Consider the following 17,938-nt stretch of genomic DNA (forward strand, 5'->3'; position numbering starts at 1 on the left):
GAACGTCTTGCTCGTACTCAGTTTAGGTGGGCTGCTCGTTTGGTGTTTTCGCAAGTGAAGAGGGGGAATTGACGAGATGGAAGTTGTACATCCAGTAACACCGCTCGAGATCGAGTCGGCGCGCTTACGATTGCGGGCACCACGGCTGAGTGGAGACGAGCATGTCGTGAATGCGGCGATTCGGGATTCGCATGAGGAGTTCCGGCAGTGGTTGCCGTTCGCTCAAACGGTCCCGTCGTTAGAAGAGACCGAGATCAATTTACGACGTGCCCACGAACTCTATGTAACAGGGGAGAGTTTTCGCTATCTCATCTTTTTACGAGACACGGGAACGTTCGTTGGCACGGTCAGTCTGCAAGGCATCGACTGGGACGTCCCGAAGGCAGAAATCGGGTACTGGCTGCATTCGATGCATACCGGACACGGATACATGGGCGAAGCGGTCGAGGCGGTCACGCGGTTCGGGTTTACACATTTCGGATTCAAACGGATCGAGATCCGTTGTGAGTCGACGAACCGGGGCAGCCGGATGATACCAGAACGTCTAGGGTTTCAACTCGAAGGCATACTGAGGAACGACGACTTGTCCGCCGATGGCAACCGCCTGACCGACACGGCCGTCTATGCGATGCTGCCCGGTGAACTCAAACCGTCAGCGACATGATTCGTTGTTCGCCGACGGGTCCGGCCATACGACGTCCCGTATCCGTAAATCCGACAGTTCGATAGAGTGAGAACGCCGCCTCATTTGTTAAATTGACGGACAAAACGACTTGTTGCTTGTCAGAAAAATGGTGGCGGACGTATTCAGGTAGTTGTTGAAGCGCCGACTTGGCGTACCCGTTGTTTTGCGCCGGATGATTGATGGAAAAAATCGATAAGAGCAAGGCGTTCGGATTGTCCGTGTACGATTGGACGCGCTCGGTGTCGTGCAACAAAAAGAAGCCGACGGGTATATCGTTCACGATGACGACGGGGTGCACACCGTCCGGGATTATCGAGTCGATATCTTTTGGCAACGTCGTATATTTCTCTTGATCGAGCGGCAGCGTGAACGTCTCGAGGACGGGCCAGTGTTTGTCTTGAAGCGATTCGAGTGTGACGGATGACATCGTTATTCCTCCCTCATTAGAAGTAGCGCACTTTCAGTATACAAAAAATGAATTGGAAAGGACCAACTATGGACCAACAGATCTCGTATCAACAAAATGCACCACTATCCGACATGTATCAAGCTTTCATGGACGGGTTTTCTGATTACATAATTCGCTTTGACATGGATGCGACAGGATTCGAATCGACCTTCCTCGTCCGGGATCAAAATCAACCGTCACGCTCCATCGTCGCGTATGCGGACGGACGTCCGGTCGGTGTCGTCTTGAGCGGGGTGGCCCATTTAGAGACAGGTTGGGTCACGCGTTGTGGTGGTCTGGCGGTCTCCCCTGCTTTTCGAAAAATAGGGATTGCCCGCGAGTTGATGCGCCGTTTTGACGAGCAGGCAACGGGGACACGTCTACTTGAAGTCATCCAAGGCAACGACGCGGCACTCGCTTTGTACGAGCGGCTCGGGTACGAGACGGTGCGCGAAATCTTTTATTTCGACTCCGTTCCGACCGAAACGGAAGCGACACGCGCGATCGAACCGATCGTGACGCTGTTCGATTGCTATTACCCGTCGGCATCGCACCGGCCAATCTGGCAAACGGACGCGCGGACGACCCAGCAACGAGCCGAGCTCGTCCGGATCACAGAAGGCGACAAAACGGGGGCGCTCTTGTTCCGGTCAGACGTCCTCCTCGACGTTTTCGGCCGGGATGAGGATGCGGAATGGCTCCTACGGGCGGCCGCAGCGAATGGACCGATCAAGTTGACGCTCACGTCGGATCGTCCTGAATTGATCGAGGCGGCGCGAACGCTCGGGTTCAAACAAGATGCCATCGCCCAGTTTGAGATGGTGAAGCGCGAGACAGGTGTCTGATGAGACGTCTTCTTCCCATGTTGATGGTCGGTCTCATCGTCGGAAACTTGTTCACGATTCTCGGATTGACGACGAACTTGTCTCCGTCAATCGACCGTGTCTTTCTGTTCGGGGGCCCGTCGGTGACGTTTATAACTGCTGTGGGTATTATCTTTGTAGTCCTAAAAATGAAGCGAGACAAACGGTGATGAACTATTTGTGAAGTTTGTGAGAGTGCTTGCTCACCGTTTTGAAATGTTAGACATATAAATGAAATGCTTCATATATTGAACTTTTCAGGTAGGGATGCTATATTCGCACTTGTAGCTTTTTATATAGCTAGCGAATCATCCTATTTGGAGGTTTTATCAATATATGTGGAAACAACTTTTACTAACTGTCGGTGTCGGCGTACTCGTTTTGAATGGTCCGGCGTCGACCTCAGCAGATCAACTTACCCCGCAAGAGCTCGTCAAGACGACGAAATCCCTTCAGAAGATAGAGCGTAATGTTCGCGCATCAAAGCAAGCGGTTGAAAAGGCGAAGCATCACGTGCAGACCGTCGAGACGCGGGCGGATGCGCTTCAAGCTAAACTAGATCAAGTAAGCACTCAGCTCGAAGCGTACGAAACGGCTTCGACCCCTGAAGAGACGTCTTTGTTTAAACAAGTACTGTCGTCTGTCCTTCCTAGCGCGAAGGCGGAAGCGGCGGAATCCGAAAAAGCCGAGACAGATTTAAAAGCGAGAGAAGCCGAAGCTGCTCGAGCGTTAGACGAATTGAGTGATCAACAGGCCGAAGTTAAGGCCGAGCGGGAACAGGCGAAGGCTTCACATGCGGCAGCGTATAAGCAGTTGAAGGCACAAGCTGCGCAATTAACAGATTTGAAGAAGCAAAAAGCAGCCATCGCACCAGATCAGTTTATGATTCCGGCGACTGGACGTCTGTCACAAGGGTTCGGCCCTGCTAGTGGACAATTCGGTTATACGTTCCACAACGGGATCGATATCGCCGCCAAAGTCGGGACACCGATCTACGCAGCGGCTGACGGTAAGGTCATCGACGTCAAGACGAGCGGTCCTTACGGCAAGCACGTCTTCATCGAGCATGACTTGAACGGACAGAAGTGGACGACCGTCTACGCTCATATGCATAAAATCGAAGTGAAGAAAGGCCAAGCGTTGCTTCAAGGTGAAGGCATCGGCCAAATCGGCAACACGGGCAACTCTTCGGGTCCTCACTTACATTTCGAGGTGCATCAAGGAAAATACGGTTACTCGTCAAGTTCGGCCGGCAATACTGTCAATCCGATGGACGTAGCGGAAGTACTCGGCGGCACATCACCAATCAAAGCTGTTTATTGACACGACGCGGCGTAGCGTCGTGTTTTTTTGCGCAAAAAAAGCCGCATTGCAGCGGCTCTCGTTCATTCGCGGGTTGGATCGTGATTGCCTTTGGTGTCGGCGATTGTATCCGAGCTTCCGAAGTCTTCGACTTGGCTGAAGGCGTCAGTACTTTTCCCGGCGTCATCTGTTCCGTCGAGCTGTTTATGGGCAGCCGTCTCAGACGCATTGAGGACATCTTCTTCGACCGGACGATCGAGGTCTGTTCGATGCTCTTGTTCTTCCTGCTCACGTGCATGTTCGATGCAAAGCGTCGCTTCTGGGATAATCTCGAGCCGATCGAGTTCAATTTCTTTCCCGCACACTTCACATTTTCCGTACGTCCCGTTTTTGATGGCGAGAAGCGCCTTATCGACGTCCGTTAAAAATTCTTCGTCGAGTTCAGTGAGTGCGTGGTCACGTTCGCGTAAAAACAGCTCTTCTCCCGAATCGGCGGGATGGTTGTCATAGTGCGACAACTCTCCTTCGTCGTAAACTTCTTCACGATTTTCCAGATACCCTTCGGTCTTGGCTTTCTCTTTTAGTAGACGTTCTTTGAACGTATCGATTTGTTTTTGTGTCAACATACGGTCCACTCTCCAGTTCTGATTTCATTAGTATAAGCATTTCCCATTTTGCGACGCGACAAACCTTTCTGTCGGCAAAGCGGATTTCTAAAGACTTGAGAAAACGGGTATGATGACAATGAGTGTCAATTGTCGTGGAATAAGGAGGAAGCAACATGAGAAAAGTTGAGGTTGTGGAATACGATACAGCATGGACGGAAAAGTTTGAGGACGAATCGAGCAGGCTCGAACGATTGCTCGACGGTGAACTGATTGTGATTCATCATATCGGCAGCACGTCTGTCCCGGGTCTTGACGCCAAACCGATCATCGATATCATGCCGGTCGTTCGCCAAATCGAACGCGTCGATGGATTGATCGGCCACATGGAGGCCCTCGGTTATCGCAGTTTCGGCGAGCACGGTATTCCGAGACGGCGCTTCTTCGCCAAAGGTGAGGACGTGCGGACGGTCCATGTCCACGTCTTCGAGGAAGGGGACGAAGGGGTCGTCCGGCATTTGGCCTTTCGGGACTACTTGATGGCATTTCCGGACGTACGTGCCGAATATGCCGCTCTCAAACAACAGCTCGCGAGCCAACATCCGGAAGATATCGAAAGCTACATCCAAGGAAAACAAGAATGGGTGTCCGAAACGGAGCGAGTGGCGACGCTTTGGTATTTGTCCCAGCAACAGAAATGAAACTTTTTCTCGCTTCATCTCGTAACGATAGATAACAAGTTGAGGGGGGAGATAAAGTGAAGCAATTTCTTGGGAAATGTATCGAATACGCGTTTGTCGCGCTCGTATTCATCGGATTATTCTTTGGCTTGCGCTATGGGGTCCATCAGTTCGTCCCGGCAACGGAAGAGATTCAACGTTATACTTATCTCGTCTTAGGGACAGCCGTTCTCGTGTTTCCGGCTTCGTTGTTCGGCGGCTATTTTCTCGCCCGTCCGATTCAGCGCCGGTTGAACGGAACAGCGACGGTCAGTTCGAACCACGTGTTGCGTGGTGATGAAAAGCCACACGGGGTCACGGAAGACCGAAACGGCACGCACACTGGGGGCGGTTTATGATGCGCTTGCGCCCCACTAGTTCGGTTGACGAAGAAGCCGCCACGTTTTAAGAACGTGTCGGCTTTCAAGCGAAACGTCAAATCGTCGTGAAGCACCTTTAGAAAGGGGAGACGGATCATGACGCGGCGCCTCGTGCTATTTATCGTGTTCACGTTCGCGTGGTCATGGTCATGGTGGGGTCTGAACATCTGGCTCGTCCGCTCGACCGGTGCTTCGTCTTCGCTGCTGCATTTCGCTGGGGCGTTCGGACCGCTCGTCGCGGCATGGCTGACGACGGCTTGGACGGATGGGTGGTCAGGGTGTCGTCGATTGTTTGAGCGCGCCTATGGCCGCTTGACGATTCGCTGGACGTTACTCGCCGTGTCTCTACCCGTTTTGTTTTTCGCAATCGGTGTCCTCGTCGTCAGTATGATGCCGGAAGTCTCAAATAGTTCGAATTGGTTTGCCAACGACAAGCTTCCGGACTGGTCGCCGTTTGTGTTATGGCTCGTTTGGGTGGCGACATACGGGTTTGGTGAGGAGAGCGGGTGGCGCGGTTATTTGCTGCCGACACTATCAGAACGGATGGCGGTCCGACCGGCGACGCTCGTGGTCGCGCTCGTTTGGGCGCTTTGGCATGTGCCCGTCTTTTTATACGACCCAGATTTTCAAGACATGTCACTGTTCATGATTGCCGGTTGGACGATCGGACTCATCTTCGGCTCCTTCTTTTTAGGCTGGTTGACCGTTCAGGCTGACTTCAGCATCTGGCCGGCTATCCTGTTTCACGGAACGTTTGATTTTTTGAGCGCCGGGGATGCGTTGCCGGACTTCATTCCGGCGATCTCATCGGTACTTTTGATTGGACTCGTGCTCGTATTGGCCCGTCGTTACGACGAGCAATTTCATAAACGTTGAAAGTAGGGATTGGATGGAAACGGTTATTTTAGTGATTGGGATCATCGGAGTGATTTCTTTGATGTTTTTCATGTCGAACCAGTGGATGGGATACAGCAAAGGCAATATCGTCATGACGCTCGATGATCATCACACGGACTTGAATCAATACGTGCCGGCGATTTTGACGAAACTCTATGAGGACGGCAAGTCGGCCCATTATCTCGGCGACCGGAAGTTTGAGGTGGACGGGAAACGATACGTCCTCGTCGAACGGACCGTACCGATCGGTCGGGTTCCGACCCAGCAGACGGTACTCATGCCGGATAAAACGAAGTAAAGCCACGCTGCCGCGTGGCTTTTTGTTATTGTGCCGGGGGTCCGAAACTACCGGCATGATAATCGCGGAACGCTTGGCGAATCTCGTCCTCGGTGTTCATGACGAACGGACCATGGGCGATGTAGTCCTCACGAATCGGCTGTCCTGAGTAGACGAGCAGGCGGGCCCGTGACGTCGCTTTGACGCGGAGTACGCTCATGCTGTCCGCTGTTTCGTCGTACGTGAGCGTCGCCACGTGCGTTTTCGCGAGCGGGGTCGCCGACGTGCCGAGCTCGACTGAACCGGCGAGCACGTAGACGAATCCGTTATGGTTTGTCGGCAAGACGTGCTCGTAGACGGCACCGTCTTTCAAACTAATTTCGCTCATCGTGATCGGCACGAGGCTGTTCATCGGCCCCGTTACCCCGGCGACATCGCCGGAGTAGACGCGCACCTGCCCGCCGTCGACCGGTACGACCGGAGCGTCTTCGACATACACGTTCTGATAGGAAGTCGTCGTCGATTTAAGCGATTTTGGCAAGTTGAGCCATAGTTGCAGCGTATGGATCAAGTCGTCATCGACGGCTTCCTCGGCATGCCGGGCTGCCCAACCGGCGTTCATATATTGAACGTCACCGGCGTCTAAAATTGAGTGACCGCCATGGTTGTCGATATGCTCGAGCCGACCGTCGATGACGTACGTGATCGTCTGAAACCCGCGGTGCGGATGGTCAGAGAACGTGCCACGCTTGAACCAATCCTCGGCCATTAAAATAAACGGGTCGAACTCGTCTTTTCGTTCCGGGGGTAACACCCACCCTTGTTGGACGTGCGGATAGCCGTTCTGTTTATACGCGACTTGCCAGTGTGCGGCGACATCGCGGTCAAATCGTTTCGTCATCAGACCATCTCCTTCGAAAGCGTTTGGCTCCATTGTCGCACATGGTCGATCTAGAAACGGGTGATTTTGCTCTCTGAACGTGCAAAGACAGACGGCCAGGAGACCGTCTGTCAATAAGGGGCGAGTGACAGCCAGGTGGCGCTGTCCTCGGAACTGAGTTTGTAGTGGTTACCTTTGGTCGTGACATAGACGTCCGTCTTTTTGGAACGTTCATGGAGCGTCACGTCGAACGTTTGGGACTTAACGCCTTCGGCCAAGGTGAATAGCGGGTATGCGGCCGCCTCACCATTCCGGTTGACGCGTTCGGCCCGCTGCAGCATCTGTTTAAGCGTTTCTCCGTCGGCAGTGGTCGTCTGGATGGCGTCCAAATGATGAAGTTCGGTCTTACCGGAGAGCGACGTCTTATGGAAATAACCGATGGTCGCTTCCTCGACTTCTTCTGTTGTTGCTGCGTCGACTTCTGACTGTGTCATCATCACCGGCGGTTCATAGGAGAGCGAGATTGTTTGTTTCACCGTTTCCCCGCCAACATCATAAGACAGTTCCCAAAGAGGGTATGTTTCTCCGAACTTGAGTTCGTCAGGCAACGGATAGACGGTTGAAAGCGTCGGGATGCCGCCATCTGGAACAGAATCGAGCGACCCGTATGCCATGTTGTTTTCAGAAGATCGAATCAAGAGCGGTTGGACAACCCCGTCCATCTTGACGAGATAAAGCGACAGCGTCATCGTCTTCATGTTCGGGTCAAATGGGTGAAAAGATGTCGTCGACGAGTCCTGTGTCTTCACTTCTAGAGCGAGTGAGGCGAAGAGAGGAGAGTGCAGCGTAACAAACGGTGAGGTGAAAGGCATCACTTCGAAAAAGAGATCGTCCTCAAGATTGCTTTTGACCGCTTGATGCACCTCATCGGATCTACTCAGTGAACGAGGTCTTATGGGCTCGGCAGCCGTTTCACGCCGGGCAATCGAGAAGCGCTCGGGATTGATTTGTTTCATATATTGGCTGGCATCGGTTTGGCAATAGGCGTATGTCGCCTCGTCGTCATGGAACACGGTCATGCTCGTCAAGAGAGACGCCGCATCTGACGAAAAGCGTGAAAAACTGCGATACGTCCCGTCATAGACGAAGGTGCTGTTCGGGAGGGAAATCGCACCGGTGTCGTCACAAATCGTATGCACGGCAATCTGTTCCGTTTCGTCGAGCTGCATCGACTGTTGGTCCGGTTCATAATGATAGCCGTCGAATAGGATGGGGCGAACTTTGAGGTCGAGCGCGGACTCTTGTTCTGTGCAACCGGTCAAGATGATTGTTGCCATGAGCAACGTTGTGATGCCGATGGTTCGCACGCCATTTGCCCCCTTTACTCCATGAATTGAGCCTGCCACTTGGCCGCATCGTCGCGGAGTAGCTGGAAATGAGACCCAGTCTTCGTATTCGTCAAAAACACGTCATTTCCTTCATAGCTGACGTCGAACGTTTGCGCACATATGCCTTCGAAGACGGTCAAATAAGGGGTCTGGGCAGGTGTGCCGGCTTTCGAGACGGCTTTCGCGCGCTCGATCGCTTTGAAGATGAATTGCGTATCGTCAGCTGTCGCGTGGCTTAAAAACGGCTCGTCTTTCGATTCCGTACCGATCAAGGCGAGCTCGTGAAAGACGACGTGCCGGCGGTGGTCGAATTGTTGGCGCATTTTGTTCTTCAGGCTATCCCCGCGCAACAAGGTTTCTTCTTTATAGGTGATCGACACGACTTGTTTATGGGCTTTTCCATCGCGGGTGAACGAGAAGCTGAACAACGGATAGCGTTTGTTCGCTACGAGTGTCGATGGGAGCGCACTTGCTTGCCGGGCTCCTAGAAAACGGTCGAACGTCGCGTCTGGCGGTCGGACTACGTCGCGATAGAGCTCTTGGTTCGACGAGGTGTAAATGCCGTAGCGCTGTTCGCCATCAGCCGACTCGGTACCAAATCCGATCGAGAGAAACGGCTGTCTAGAAGATAAATCAATAGGGACCACGAGGGTCTCGGCCGTGTCCGTTGACTCGAACGTGAACTCATATGAACCGTTGAACGGCATCGTCACGTGGACGAGCGTTTGCTCGAGAGCAGTCCGGAGCGGATATGGTTCGTTGCCGACCGGTTTGTCCATCTCGTTTAGAAACTGAAGTCGTTCGTGCGGTTGAGCGTTTCGCAGTTTCGAGATGGACGGATAAGTGACGGACAAGTCTTGAAAAGCCGTGAGACTGTCCGGAACGGATGCGACTTGTTTGATATAAGTGATTGTTCCTGCCTGACATTGCACATAAGACTGATTCTCCACTTCAAAGAATGTAGCGGTCGGAAACGCTTCGGTTGACGTTGTCGTCGTCAACGGCTGCGTCAACGTGACCGTTCCGACTAAACGGCGGTCGCCGGCGGGAACGTTCGTGATCGCATCTTCTGGATAACAAGCATCGAGCACGTTCGTCCGGTCGGACTCGGTCATCTCGATCTGTTGCCCCGAGGGAAGCGTGGCGCGACCTTGGTAGTACTCTGGAGCTGTATGTAAACGAAAAGCATGTTCTTCCTCACATCCAAATAGGACTGACAAAATGGCGAGCGTACAGAAAAGCAGGTACTTTTTCACAGCGGTGCACTCCTTCGATGAATAACTTTCATCATTTTAGCACCAATTTTTTGTGACTTTAGTCTTAGGAAAACTAATGTGTTTTTTTAATAAAAAAGCGAAAAACCCGCTCGACTTGAACTGAGAGGGTCCGGTTTACACTTATGGATAAGAAATGGAATTTCTTAATTTCAGCATTGTCGATTTTTGACGAATGAACCTTGATATAGCGTCATTGCTAAAAAACGAACAGAAAACGTTGAAATGTAGTATGGATTTTATAGGTATTTATTGGTTTGTATATCCCTTTAGTCGACGTCGCGACCGCGTGAAGCTTTCAAAATTTCGAACCATTCTTCACGGCTGAGCTCAATTTCGAGTGCGTCGACACCGGTGCGGACTCGTTCAATTTTCCCAGAGCCGATGATCGGCATGATATTGACCGGATGCTTGAGCAACCAAGCATAGACGATTGAATCGATACCGCTAGCGTCATGACGGACGCGGATCTCTTCAAGTTTTTCACGAAGCGGCGCATAGTTGTCTGCAGAGAATAACTGACCTCCGGCGAGCGGGCTCCATGCCATGAGCGGCATCCGCTTTTCGTGACATAGGTCGACAGAACCATCTTCGAAATGTTTCAACTGCATCGGCGAGAGCTCGAGCTGGTTCGTCACGAGTTGGAACGGTAACCGTGACTGCAGCAGTTGCTGTGTCGACGGTACGTGGTTCGAGACGCCGAACGTCCGGACTTTTCCGCTCTGTTGCAACGTGATGAACGCCTCGGCGACTTCATCTGGATCCATGAGCGGATCGGGACGATGGATCAAAAGTGTATCAATCTGGTCAATCCCGAGCTCGTTCAAAGAACGTTCGATTTGGCTGATGATATGTGCTTTCGTCGTGTCGTAATGATTGAGCGTTTGGCCGGGGTTGAATGAGCCGGTCAACTTGATGCCCGTCTTCGTCACGATTTCGATTTGGTCACGAAGCGAAGGTTTGAGGCGCAACGCCTCTCCGAATAATCCTTCACACGTATACCCGCCATAAATGTCGGCGTGATCGAACGTCGTGATGCCGAGCTCGATACATTGCTCGATGAACGTGAGACGCTCCTGTGGGCTCATCTCCCATTCGGCGAGACGCCACATTCCGTGGATGATGCGTGAGAACGATAAGTCTTCCGTTAGTGCGATTCGTTGCATAATCGATTCCTCCTAATTGTCTGTCGCTTTCATTATACGGGTATTGGACAACAGCGTCACTTTCTGCGCGCGAGCAGGGATGCTGAAACAGGGTCAATCGTGACGGAATCCGTTATGATAGACGAGAGACAAACAGAAAGAGGAGTTCTTCATGAATCGTTATGAAATTTATGCGGACGTGTCGTTCGAACAAGACGTTCACGAGACGCGTGTCACCGCTTATCACCAAGACCTCGAGCTGCATGGAATCGGACGGAGCGCCGCCGTATTTCGCGTGAAAGACACGCGACTCGTCATCAAAGTGTTCTTCCCGGGCTATACTCAAATCGCGGCGGAAGAAGCCGTGATTTATCGTACGCTCGAAGGGCTGCCCCAGTTCCCATATTTGTACGAAGTCGGGCCGAACTATATCGTCATCGATTATATCGCAGGTAAGACGCTGTTCGAGTGTTTGACCGAAGGGATTTGGATTGACGCGGCGTACATCGAGCAAGTCGACGAGGCGCTGATTAAGGCGCGTCAGCTTGGACTGACCCCGTCAGACGTACATTTGCGCAACATCATCCTCAGTCCGCAAGGCCGCATCTATTTGATCGATTTGGCCCGGTTCCGGCAAGGGCAGCATATCGACCATCAATGGGAAGACTTGAAACGGATGTATCGGTTCTATCGGCTCCGCTTCGTGCCGAAACGATATTCCGAGCGGCTGTTGAACGGCATCGCCTATTTATACCGCACGTTTGTCAACGATCCGAGACGTTAGTCGAAGGTCGTTTTTCTTCTGGCGATTAGGGAACAACAGTAACGTATCGTTGTCGTGTCACTAAAAAAGGAGGACGTCCGAATGGCTCACCGAATTTATGCGAATGAACTCGAAACGTTGCATGACTGTGTGGAGACGTGTAACTACTGTCTTGAATCGTGTCTTGAAGAGCGCGATGTGAAGATGATGGTCGATTGCATCCGGCTCGACCGCGAATGTGCCGCTATGTGCTCGTTCCTCGCCGAGGCGATGACACGGGATTCGGCGTTCGTGCCCGAACTCGCACGGGCTTGTGCGGTCATGTGTAAGGCGTGCGCCCAAGAGTGCGAAAAACATAAGCACGAGCACTGCCAAGAGTGTGCGCGCGTTTGCTTCGAATGCGCTTCGATGTGCGACCGCTTAGCAGCTTGAGCGGAATACGGTCAGTCGACGCGGCTGACCTTTTTTGTGGAAAATGCGTCGTGACGTGTGTTTTGAGAGCGAGATACGTATAATGAAGAAAACTCATGAAAGTGGTGTATGTATGATCCGTAATTGCCGTCGTGACGACCTTCAAGCCGTCTTACATATTTACAATGATGCCATCGTCAACAGTACTGCCGTCTATCACTATGAACCGGTGACGCTTCAAAATCGAGTCGCCTGGTATGAAGATAAAAAAGCGTCCGGACACCCCGTCATCGTCTGGCAAGACGGCGACGTCGTCATGGGCTTCGCCACGTTTGGCCCGTTCCGTCCATGGCCGGCCTATCATTACACGATCGAACACTCTGTCTACGTTCATCCGGGCTATCGCGGTAAAGGCGTCGGTAACAAGTTGCTTCGTGAGATCATCCGCATCGCGGAAGCGCGTGACTATAAGACGATGATCGGCGGAATCGATGCTGCCAACATCGCGAGTATCAAAGCGCATGAAAAATTGGGCTTCGTTCATTCAGGGACGATCAAACGAGCCGGCTACAAATTTGGAAAATGGCTCGACCTGTCGTTTTATCAATTGGATTTGACAGGTCCCGAAACACCGAAAGAAGGCTAAATGTTGTCTATCGAGATTTCTGAAATACGGTATACTGGCAACAGTGAATCGAATGGAGGAATCAAGATGACAGAACTACCGAATTGCCCAAAATGTCAGTCGGCCTACGTCTATGAAGATGGCGCTTTGCTCGTCTGCCCGGAATGTGCTTACGAGTGGTCACCGAGCGAGGCGGCCGAAGCCGAGGCGGACGCTGAGGTTAAAGACGCGAACGGGAACGTGCTCCAAGATGGAGATGCGGTCACGGTCATCAAAGACTTGAAAGTGAAAGGTACGTCACTCGTCGTCAAACAAGGGACGAAAGTGAAAAGTATCCGCCTCGTCGACGGTGATCACGATATCGATTGCAAAATCGATGGGTTCGGCGCGATGAAGCTCAAGTCAGAATTCGTCAAGAAACTATGAAAAAACTGTTTCGGTCCACGGACCGAAACAGTTTTTTGTATTACGAGAAGAACGGCTTGTATTCACGGCGTTCATGCATGACAGATACCCACTGGAGCGTCGTGAACTCCTCGAGCACCCATTCGCCGTTGAAGCGGCCGAGCCCTGAGTCTTTCTCACCGCCGAACGGCAAGTGCGGCTCGTCGTTCACCGATTGGTCGTTGATGTGGATCATCCCGGTCTCGACGCGGCGAGCAAACTCGGTCGCCCGGTAAATCGAACCGTGGACGGCTCCGCTAAGACCATATGGGAGTTCGTTCGAGATACGGAGCGCTTCTTCGTCGTCTTTGAATGACAAGATGACGGCGACCGGTCCGAAGATCTCATTTTTAGCGAGCGGCATGTCGTTCGTGACACCGCTAAGGACCGTCGGCTCGAGCACGTTGCCGTTCGCTTTGCCACCGACGTGGAGCGTCGCCCCGGCGTCGACCGTCTGATCGATTTGGTCGAGGATACGATCGATTTGATCATGGTCGATGAGTGGTCCGACCTGTGTAGCGGCTTCATTCGGATTTCCGAATTTAAGGCCGCGGACGCGTTCGTTAAACCGTTCGAGGAACGTGTCATGAATCGATTCGGCGACGAGAATCCGGTTCGTCGACATACAGATCTGACCTTGATGGAAGAACTTGCTGTAGACGGCCGACTCGACGGCGCGGTCGATATCAGCATCGTCTAGGACGACGAAGACGTTGTTGCCGCCAAGTTCAAGCGCGGTCTTCTTCAACAGACGCCCTGCCTTCTCGGCAATGCCTTTCCCGACCTCGGTCGATCCCGTGAACGAGATGAGTTTTGGGATCGGGTGCTCGACGATGGCATCGCCAATCTCAGAGCCGCGACCGACGACGATATTCAAGACGCCTTTCGGGAGCCCGGCTTCTTCAAACAATGAAGCGAACAGGAGCCCGCCAGTGACCGGTGTCGCCGTCGCTGGTTTGACGACGACCGTGTTGCCGGTCGCGAGCGCCGAGACGATCGAGCGGACCGCGAGATGGAACGGGAAGTTCCATGGGCTGATGACGCCGATGACGCCGAGCGGCTTCCGGTAGACCCGATTCTCTTTGTTCGGCACGATCGATGGTTTGATCAGCCCGTCCATCCGGAACGGGAACGTCGACGCCTCTTTAATGATTGCCATCGAGGCAGCGAATTCGCCTTCTGCCTTGATGCGGGTGCTGCCTGACTCTTTCACGAGCCAGTCGATGATGTCGTCTTTATAGTGTAACGTCAGTTCAGCGAATCGCTCGATGAGGGCGCGGCGCTCTTGCGGCAGCATGACCGCCCATTCGCCTTGCGCTTCCTTGGCCACCTGATACGCCTTGTCGAGATCGGACTCGTCTGCTGACCGGATCGAGAACAGCTTCTCGTCCGTGAACGGGTTGACGTTGTCGATCGACTTGTCGCTCGAACCGTCTACCCACTGGCCATTAATGTACATCTTTGTAAAATCGGTATGCATAACAACACTCCTTTGTTTTTTGCTTCACCATAAGAAGTATTCACCTCTTGTCAAAAATTAAACATTAGAATGTGTACTAACTTGTTTAACAAACTAGTTGATTTTGGAATCTTTATCCATTACTATTATGTATAACAAGTTAGTTTGGAGAAAGTGAGGTCACGCCATGGCGATGAGTCAAATGTTGAAAGGGTTGCTCGAAGGGTGTCTGCTCGCCATCATCGCGAAAGGGGAGACGTACGGCTATGAGATGTCGGAAAAACTGCAAGCGTACGGTTTCACGATGGTGAGCGAAGGCAGTATCTACCCGGTTCTGTTACGGATGAAGAAAGAGGGATGGGTCGAGACGGTTCAAAAACCTCTGCCTTCAGGGGGGCCGAAACGAAAGTATTACGTATTGACGGAAGCTGGGGAACAGGAACTGATGGCGTTCCGGAAGCGTTGGGCGGATGTGTCGAGCGGTGTCGACCGCGTACTAGGAGAGGGGAATGAACGTGGAACTTTCGAAAAAGAGTCGTGATTTTTTAGACGATTTGGCTGTCTATCTCATGTCGAGCGGGAAATCAGAACGTGAAGTGAAAGACGTGACCGAAGAATTGAAAGACCATTTGGAAGAAGCGGAGCGGGCAGGTAAGGACGTGACCGATGTCGTCGGACAGAGCCCTGAGGGGTATATGCGCCAACTCGGGAGCGAGATGGCGTTTGACGTGAAAGGGGTAGTGAAAGTTGTCAGCATGATCATTCCGAGCGTATTCGCCTACATCATCATCGGGAACTTTATTCAAGGAGAGATGACGTTCTCGACGGTCCAACTGATCGGCTTCCCACTCGTCGCCGTCATACTTTTACTCGCCGTGACACAAGTGTTCCGTAAGATGTCGACTGATTCGTCTCGCGGCAAGATGAAAACTGGGTTGACGTATGCCGCGCTCGGTGCATTGCCGATGACGCTATTCCTAGGCTTGATGACTTTCGACCTGCTCGTTGAGACACCGAAGATCACGTTTGGGACGGTCGGGCAGTTCGTGTTGTTCGGGTTGGCAGTGCTCACACTCGTCATCGTGTCGGTGTGGACGAAGACGTGGATCAATCTGATTATTCCACTTCTACTGTTTGTGCCGCAATATGTGTTCGCGCAAACGAACCTGCCGCTTGAACAACAGTTGATTTTCTCAATGATAGTTCTGTTCGTCGGCATGGGAATCGTTATGTTCGTCTGGTGGAAAAAGAACGAAAAGGGGCAAGTTTGATGCTGGAGCGAATCCTCTTAGTCGTTCTCCTGTGTCTGCCGTGGGGTTTTCTCGTGACAGCGGCAGACTTCCTTTGGGGCAATGCGCTCGGATATCTCGTGATTCCGGCCATCGTGTGGTGGGGTGTGTGGTGGTTTGGCCGGCGTGGGATGTTCCCGTGGCTCGCATTTGGGCTCGTCGTCTCATACTTCATTTCCACGGCAATGGTGTGGCGCGTCGATGGGGCATGGGATTACTTCTTCAAGCCGATCGGCCAGTCCATCCTCATGAATGTCTGGACCATTGTATTCGTGAGTGGTGTCGTTTTGGCGTATGTGTATCGTCGTACTTTTCAAAAAGCACGTGAATCTGCTTAAGGTCGGGTTCGGCTGGGAATAGGAAACTGTACGCCAATAGAGAAAGAAGGGGTTCCCATTGCCAGTCAATCCGACGATTCAATTTTATTTGGATCAATTTAAAAATCAGATGTCACCCACATATGAGCAAATGAACCCACTCGAGTTAAGACGACAGGAAGATGCAGTGCTGACGAGGTTCCAGCATAAAGAGCACGTTCACGAAGTCGAGGACTTGGATCTCTCGCTCCCAGGGCGTACGCTCCCGATTCGGATTTATCGGTCAGGAGCAACGACCGCTCCGGCACTTGTCTACTATCACGGCGGCGGTTACGTCACCGGCAGCATCGAGACACACGATGCAATTTGCCGCACCCTCGCGAACGAGGCGGACTGTACCGTCATCTCGGTCGGGTATCGCCTCGCGCCCGAACATAAATTTCCAGCCCCGGTCGACGACGCTTACGATGCACTCGTTTGGATCGGGGAACACGCTTCGGAATTAAACGTAGATGCGTCACGACTCGCCGTCGGCGGCGACAGTGCCGGCGGGACGCTCGCCACGGTCAGCGCATTGATTACGAGTGAGCGCGGGGGGCCGTCACTCGTTCATCAGCTCCTGTTTTACCCGGTGACCGGGACCGAAGAGAACTTGCCGTTATCTTTGATTGATTACGCTACCGGCTACTTGCTTGACGAAGGGTTGATCCGTTGGTTCCAGCAGCAATATTTTAATGACGAAAATGAGTTGACACATCCGTATGCGTCGCCAATTTTGTCCGATCGCTTAGAACAACTGCCTGCGACGACACTACTGACGGCCGAGTACGACCCGCTCCGTGACGTCGGTCGGGCTTATGCGAACAAATTGATCAGCCTCGGTGTCCCGGTGACGTATAAAAATTACGGGGGGGCTGATCCACGGCTTCACGAACTACTATGCGTTCGTCCCAGAGGCGAAACGGGCGGTGAAAGAGGCGGCTCATTGTTTAAAAACAGCGTTTGAGAACCAAAAAAATATTCTTGGATAAGAGAAGAGGACCATTCTGACCTATTGTCGGAACGGTCCTCTTCTCTTATGAGTACGCTCGCACCATCAGACTCTGTTGCAAGGCGCGTTATTTCATGCTTTCGATAAACTCGGGAAGCGACAGCCTTCCGGGAAAAGGTGGCCGTCTCTCATGCGAATCATCCATTGTCCGTCACGTGCACGTGACGCACGTCGTTCGACATCAGCCAAGTCAGGTGTGAATTCAAAGACGATTTCCGCGATCCCATCAAAGGAGAGCCGTGCCACGACGTCACGCATATCGACAGGCCGAGGCGACAGCACCGCGAACAAATGCAGACGCGTGCGCTCAATAAAATAGATGACATGCACGTCGTCGAAGCGATAGACGTCCTCGTTCAGACCTTGATAGAAACGGAACATCCAAATATGCATGTCGCCCGTCGTATAGAACCGGAGCTTCTCATAAAACGGTTCGAGGCCCTCGTCACAAGCCAAAATATAGGGCAATCCATCGGCGTCATGTTGTTTGAAGAGGTGCTTGAAGACGCGGGTGGCGAGTCCTTGTCCTTGTCGATCCTCGTCCGTCACGAGCGTCATCCGGCTCATGCTGACGTTCGAGATGATGTTCCGGTAGAACGTCAACGAATAACAGCGATAGCGGTCGGTCCATTCACCGTCCAGATACCATCCGCGAAAATCGATGCCGAACATCTAGTCGGTCAGATAGAAAAATGATTCACGTTCTTTATCTGAAT

24 protein-coding genes are annotated in these 17,938 nt (G+C 52.4%); 16 read left to right on the forward strand and 8 right to left on the reverse strand.

Features of this window, described 5'->3' with window-relative positions:
- Window positions 1-76 precede the first annotated feature (76 nt).
- Window positions 77-664: a GNAT family N-acetyltransferase gene (locus EVJ22_RS08300; RefSeq protein WP_071398554.1), complete on the forward strand. Its 588-nt coding sequence runs from the start codon at window positions 77-79 to the stop codon at window positions 662-664.
- Here EVJ22_RS08300 and EVJ22_RS08305 read toward each other — a convergent pair.
- A complete protein-coding gene (locus EVJ22_RS08305; protein ID WP_131443686.1) occupies window positions 645-1,112 on the reverse strand; it encodes a GNAT family N-acetyltransferase in 468 nt (155 codons plus the stop codon). The genes EVJ22_RS08300 and EVJ22_RS08305 overlap by 20 nt on opposite strands.
- A gap of 68 nt (window positions 1,113-1,180) precedes the next feature.
- On the opposite strand from EVJ22_RS08305, the gene EVJ22_RS08310 reads away from it, so the two are divergent.
- The 3 genes from EVJ22_RS08310 (at window position 1,181) to EVJ22_RS08315 (ending at window position 3,319) form a co-directional block, all read left to right on the forward strand.
- Window positions 1,181-1,978, forward strand: a complete 798-nt coding sequence (locus EVJ22_RS08310) for a GNAT family N-acetyltransferase (RefSeq protein WP_131443687.1) — start codon at window positions 1,181-1,183, stop codon at window positions 1,976-1,978.
- A 17-nt stretch (window positions 1,979-1,995) separates the two neighbouring features.
- Window positions 1,996-2,166, forward strand: coding sequence for a hypothetical protein (locus EVJ22_RS15485; RefSeq protein WP_158625514.1), 171 nt, complete (start codon window positions 1,996-1,998; stop codon window positions 2,164-2,166).
- A 166-nt stretch (window positions 2,167-2,332) separates the two neighbouring features.
- Window positions 2,333-3,319, forward strand: a complete 987-nt coding sequence (locus tag EVJ22_RS08315) for a M23 family metallopeptidase (RefSeq protein ID WP_071398551.1) — start codon at window positions 2,333-2,335, stop codon at window positions 3,317-3,319.
- 62 nt (window positions 3,320-3,381) lie between these two features.
- On the opposite strand, the gene EVJ22_RS08320 is transcribed toward EVJ22_RS08315, so the two are convergent.
- Window positions 3,382-3,924, reverse strand: coding sequence for a TraR/DksA C4-type zinc finger protein (locus tag EVJ22_RS08320; RefSeq protein WP_071398549.1), 543 nt, complete (start codon window positions 3,922-3,924; stop codon window positions 3,382-3,384).
- Window positions 3,925-4,079: 155 nt separating this feature from the next.
- On the opposite strand from EVJ22_RS08320, the gene EVJ22_RS08325 reads away from it, so the two are divergent.
- The 4 genes from EVJ22_RS08325 (at window position 4,080) to EVJ22_RS08340 (ending at window position 6,197) form a co-directional block, all read left to right on the forward strand.
- The gene (locus tag EVJ22_RS08325) at window positions 4,080-4,604 is read left to right on the forward strand and encodes a GrpB family protein (RefSeq protein ID WP_071398548.1); all 525 of its coding nucleotides are present in this window, start codon (window positions 4,080-4,082) and stop codon (window positions 4,602-4,604) included.
- 56 nt (window positions 4,605-4,660) lie between these two features.
- Complete coding sequence (locus EVJ22_RS08330) at window positions 4,661-4,981, forward strand: hypothetical protein (protein ID WP_071398547.1); 321 nt, start codon at window positions 4,661-4,663, stop codon at window positions 4,979-4,981.
- 117 nt (window positions 4,982-5,098) lie between these two features.
- The gene (locus EVJ22_RS08335; protein ID WP_071398546.1) at window positions 5,099-5,878 is read left to right on the forward strand and encodes a CPBP family intramembrane glutamic endopeptidase; all 780 of its coding nucleotides are present in this window, start codon (window positions 5,099-5,101) and stop codon (window positions 5,876-5,878) included.
- Between the two features lie 70 nt (window positions 5,879-5,948).
- Entirely contained in the window at window positions 5,949-6,197 is a 249-nt protein-coding gene (locus tag EVJ22_RS08340; RefSeq protein WP_233589656.1) for a hypothetical protein, read from the forward strand.
- A gap of 25 nt (window positions 6,198-6,222) precedes the next feature.
- Here the strand turns inward: EVJ22_RS08340 and EVJ22_RS08345 are convergent, their stop codons facing one another.
- From EVJ22_RS08345 to EVJ22_RS08360, 4 genes are all read right to left on the reverse strand, one after another.
- On the reverse strand, window positions 6,223-7,077 hold the full coding sequence (locus EVJ22_RS08345) for a pirin family protein (RefSeq protein WP_199749325.1): 855 nt from the start codon (window positions 7,075-7,077) through the stop codon (window positions 6,223-6,225).
- Between the two features lie 110 nt (window positions 7,078-7,187).
- Window positions 7,188-8,423 carry a hypothetical protein gene (locus EVJ22_RS08350; protein ID WP_131439506.1) on the reverse strand — a complete coding sequence of 412 codons (1,236 nt, stop codon included), beginning with the start codon at window positions 8,421-8,423 and terminating at the stop codon, window positions 7,188-7,190.
- A gap of 14 nt (window positions 8,424-8,437) precedes the next feature.
- A complete protein-coding gene (locus EVJ22_RS08355) occupies window positions 8,438-9,700 on the reverse strand; it encodes a hypothetical protein (RefSeq protein ID WP_233589657.1) in 1,263 nt (420 codons plus the stop codon).
- Between the two features lie 287 nt (window positions 9,701-9,987).
- Entirely contained in the window at window positions 9,988-10,884 is an 897-nt protein-coding gene (locus EVJ22_RS08360) for an aldo/keto reductase (RefSeq protein WP_131443689.1), read from the reverse strand.
- 151 nt (window positions 10,885-11,035) lie between these two features.
- Between EVJ22_RS08360 and EVJ22_RS08365 the strand changes: the two genes are divergently transcribed.
- The 4 genes from EVJ22_RS08365 (at window position 11,036) to EVJ22_RS08380 (ending at window position 13,088) form a co-directional block, all read left to right on the forward strand.
- A complete protein-coding gene (locus EVJ22_RS08365; protein WP_071398542.1) occupies window positions 11,036-11,647 on the forward strand; it encodes a serine/threonine-protein kinase in 612 nt (203 codons plus the stop codon).
- An 81-nt stretch (window positions 11,648-11,728) separates the two neighbouring features.
- Entirely contained in the window at window positions 11,729-12,058 is a 330-nt protein-coding gene (locus EVJ22_RS08370; protein ID WP_070329275.1) for a four-helix bundle copper-binding protein, read from the forward strand.
- Window positions 12,059-12,170: 112 nt separating this feature from the next.
- The gene (locus EVJ22_RS08375; RefSeq protein ID WP_071398541.1) at window positions 12,171-12,683 is read left to right on the forward strand and encodes a GNAT family N-acetyltransferase; all 513 of its coding nucleotides are present in this window, start codon (window positions 12,171-12,173) and stop codon (window positions 12,681-12,683) included.
- Window positions 12,684-12,749: 66 nt separating this feature from the next.
- Window positions 12,750-13,088 carry a zinc ribbon domain-containing protein YjdM gene (locus EVJ22_RS08380; protein ID WP_070329273.1) on the forward strand — a complete coding sequence of 113 codons (339 nt, stop codon included), beginning with the start codon at window positions 12,750-12,752 and terminating at the stop codon, window positions 13,086-13,088.
- Between the two features lie 40 nt (window positions 13,089-13,128).
- Here the strand turns inward: EVJ22_RS08380 and EVJ22_RS08385 are convergent, their stop codons facing one another.
- Window positions 13,129-14,586 (reverse strand): aldehyde dehydrogenase family protein, encoded by a 1,458-nt coding sequence (locus EVJ22_RS08385; RefSeq protein WP_071398540.1) that lies wholly within the window; start codon window positions 14,584-14,586, stop codon window positions 13,129-13,131.
- A gap of 166 nt (window positions 14,587-14,752) precedes the next feature.
- On the opposite strand from EVJ22_RS08385, the gene EVJ22_RS08390 reads away from it, so the two are divergent.
- From EVJ22_RS08390 to EVJ22_RS08405, 4 genes are read left to right on the forward strand one after another with little or no spacing between them, the layout of a single operon-like run.
- Window positions 14,753-15,106: a PadR family transcriptional regulator gene (locus EVJ22_RS08390; protein ID WP_070329271.1), complete on the forward strand. Its 354-nt coding sequence runs from the start codon at window positions 14,753-14,755 to the stop codon at window positions 15,104-15,106.
- Entirely contained in the window at window positions 15,075-15,836 is a 762-nt protein-coding gene (locus tag EVJ22_RS08395; RefSeq protein WP_071398539.1) for an HAAS domain-containing protein, read from the forward strand. The genes EVJ22_RS08390 and EVJ22_RS08395 overlap by 32 nt, the downstream gene beginning before the upstream one ends.
- Complete coding sequence (locus EVJ22_RS08400) at window positions 15,836-16,192, forward strand: hypothetical protein (protein ID WP_131443690.1); 357 nt, start codon at window positions 15,836-15,838, stop codon at window positions 16,190-16,192. The genes EVJ22_RS08395 and EVJ22_RS08400 overlap by 1 nt, the downstream gene beginning before the upstream one ends.
- Window positions 16,193-16,250: 58 nt before the next feature.
- Window positions 16,251-17,177 carry an alpha/beta hydrolase gene (locus tag EVJ22_RS08405; RefSeq protein ID WP_233589658.1) on the forward strand — a complete coding sequence of 309 codons (927 nt, stop codon included), beginning with the start codon at window positions 16,251-16,253 and terminating at the stop codon, window positions 17,175-17,177.
- A gap of 117 nt (window positions 17,178-17,294) precedes the next feature.
- On the opposite strand, the gene EVJ22_RS08410 is transcribed toward EVJ22_RS08405, so the two are convergent.
- Window positions 17,295-17,894, reverse strand: a complete 600-nt coding sequence (locus EVJ22_RS08410; protein WP_131443691.1) for a GNAT family N-acetyltransferase — start codon at window positions 17,892-17,894, stop codon at window positions 17,295-17,297.
- Between the last annotated feature and the right edge of the window lie 44 nt (window positions 17,895-17,938).

The organism is Exiguobacterium sp. SH0S7 (assembly GCF_004337195.1).
GTDB classification, from domain to species: domain Bacteria; phylum Bacillota; class Bacilli; order Exiguobacteriales; family Exiguobacteriaceae; genus Exiguobacterium; species Exiguobacterium aurantiacum_A.

What these genes read in the sequence shown, in the direction of transcription:
- EVJ22_RS08370 (WP_070329275.1), top strand. Translation starts at nt 11,729, where the DNA reads ATGGCTCACCGAATTTATGCGAATGAACTCGAAACGTTGCATGACTGT.
- EVJ22_RS08345 (WP_199749325.1), bottom strand. Translation starts at nt 7,077, where the DNA reads ATGACGAAACGATTTGACCGCGATGTCGCCGCACACTGGCAAGTCGCG.
- EVJ22_RS08310 (WP_131443687.1), top strand. Translation starts at nt 1,181, where the DNA reads ATGGACCAACAGATCTCGTATCAACAAAATGCACCACTATCCGACATG.
- EVJ22_RS08320 (WP_071398549.1), bottom strand. Translation starts at nt 3,924, where the DNA reads ATGTTGACACAAAAACAAATCGATACGTTCAAAGAACGTCTACTAAAA.
- EVJ22_RS08385 (WP_071398540.1), bottom strand. Translation starts at nt 14,586, where the DNA reads ATGCATACCGATTTTACAAAGATGTACATTAATGGCCAGTGGGTAGAC.
- EVJ22_RS08300 (WP_071398554.1), top strand. Translation starts at nt 77, where the DNA reads ATGGAAGTTGTACATCCAGTAACACCGCTCGAGATCGAGTCGGCGCGC.
- EVJ22_RS08410 (WP_131443691.1), bottom strand. Translation starts at nt 17,894, where the DNA reads ATGTTCGGCATCGATTTTCGCGGATGGTATCTGGACGGTGAATGGACC.
- EVJ22_RS08360 (WP_131443689.1), bottom strand. Translation starts at nt 10,884, where the DNA reads ATGCAACGAATCGCACTAACGGAAGACTTATCGTTCTCACGCATCATC.
- EVJ22_RS08380 (WP_070329273.1), top strand. Translation starts at nt 12,750, where the DNA reads ATGACAGAACTACCGAATTGCCCAAAATGTCAGTCGGCCTACGTCTAT.
- EVJ22_RS08315 (WP_071398551.1), top strand. Translation starts at nt 2,333, where the DNA reads ATGTGGAAACAACTTTTACTAACTGTCGGTGTCGGCGTACTCGTTTTG.
- EVJ22_RS08305 (WP_131443686.1), bottom strand. Translation starts at nt 1,112, where the DNA reads ATGTCATCCGTCACACTCGAATCGCTTCAAGACAAACACTGGCCCGTC.
- EVJ22_RS08395 (WP_071398539.1), top strand. Translation starts at nt 15,075, where the DNA reads ATGAACGTGGAACTTTCGAAAAAGAGTCGTGATTTTTTAGACGATTTG.
- EVJ22_RS08375 (WP_071398541.1), top strand. Translation starts at nt 12,171, where the DNA reads ATGATCCGTAATTGCCGTCGTGACGACCTTCAAGCCGTCTTACATATT.
- EVJ22_RS08390 (WP_070329271.1), top strand. Translation starts at nt 14,753, where the DNA reads ATGGCGATGAGTCAAATGTTGAAAGGGTTGCTCGAAGGGTGTCTGCTC.
- EVJ22_RS08340 (WP_233589656.1), top strand. Translation starts at nt 5,949, where the DNA reads ATGTCGAACCAGTGGATGGGATACAGCAAAGGCAATATCGTCATGACG.
- EVJ22_RS15485 (WP_158625514.1), top strand. Translation starts at nt 1,996, where the DNA reads ATGTTGATGGTCGGTCTCATCGTCGGAAACTTGTTCACGATTCTCGGA.
- EVJ22_RS08335 (WP_071398546.1), top strand. Translation starts at nt 5,099, where the DNA reads ATGACGCGGCGCCTCGTGCTATTTATCGTGTTCACGTTCGCGTGGTCA.
- EVJ22_RS08400 (WP_131443690.1), top strand. Translation starts at nt 15,836, where the DNA reads ATGCTGGAGCGAATCCTCTTAGTCGTTCTCCTGTGTCTGCCGTGGGGT.
- EVJ22_RS08365 (WP_071398542.1), top strand. Translation starts at nt 11,036, where the DNA reads ATGAATCGTTATGAAATTTATGCGGACGTGTCGTTCGAACAAGACGTT.
- EVJ22_RS08325 (WP_071398548.1), top strand. Translation starts at nt 4,080, where the DNA reads ATGAGAAAAGTTGAGGTTGTGGAATACGATACAGCATGGACGGAAAAG.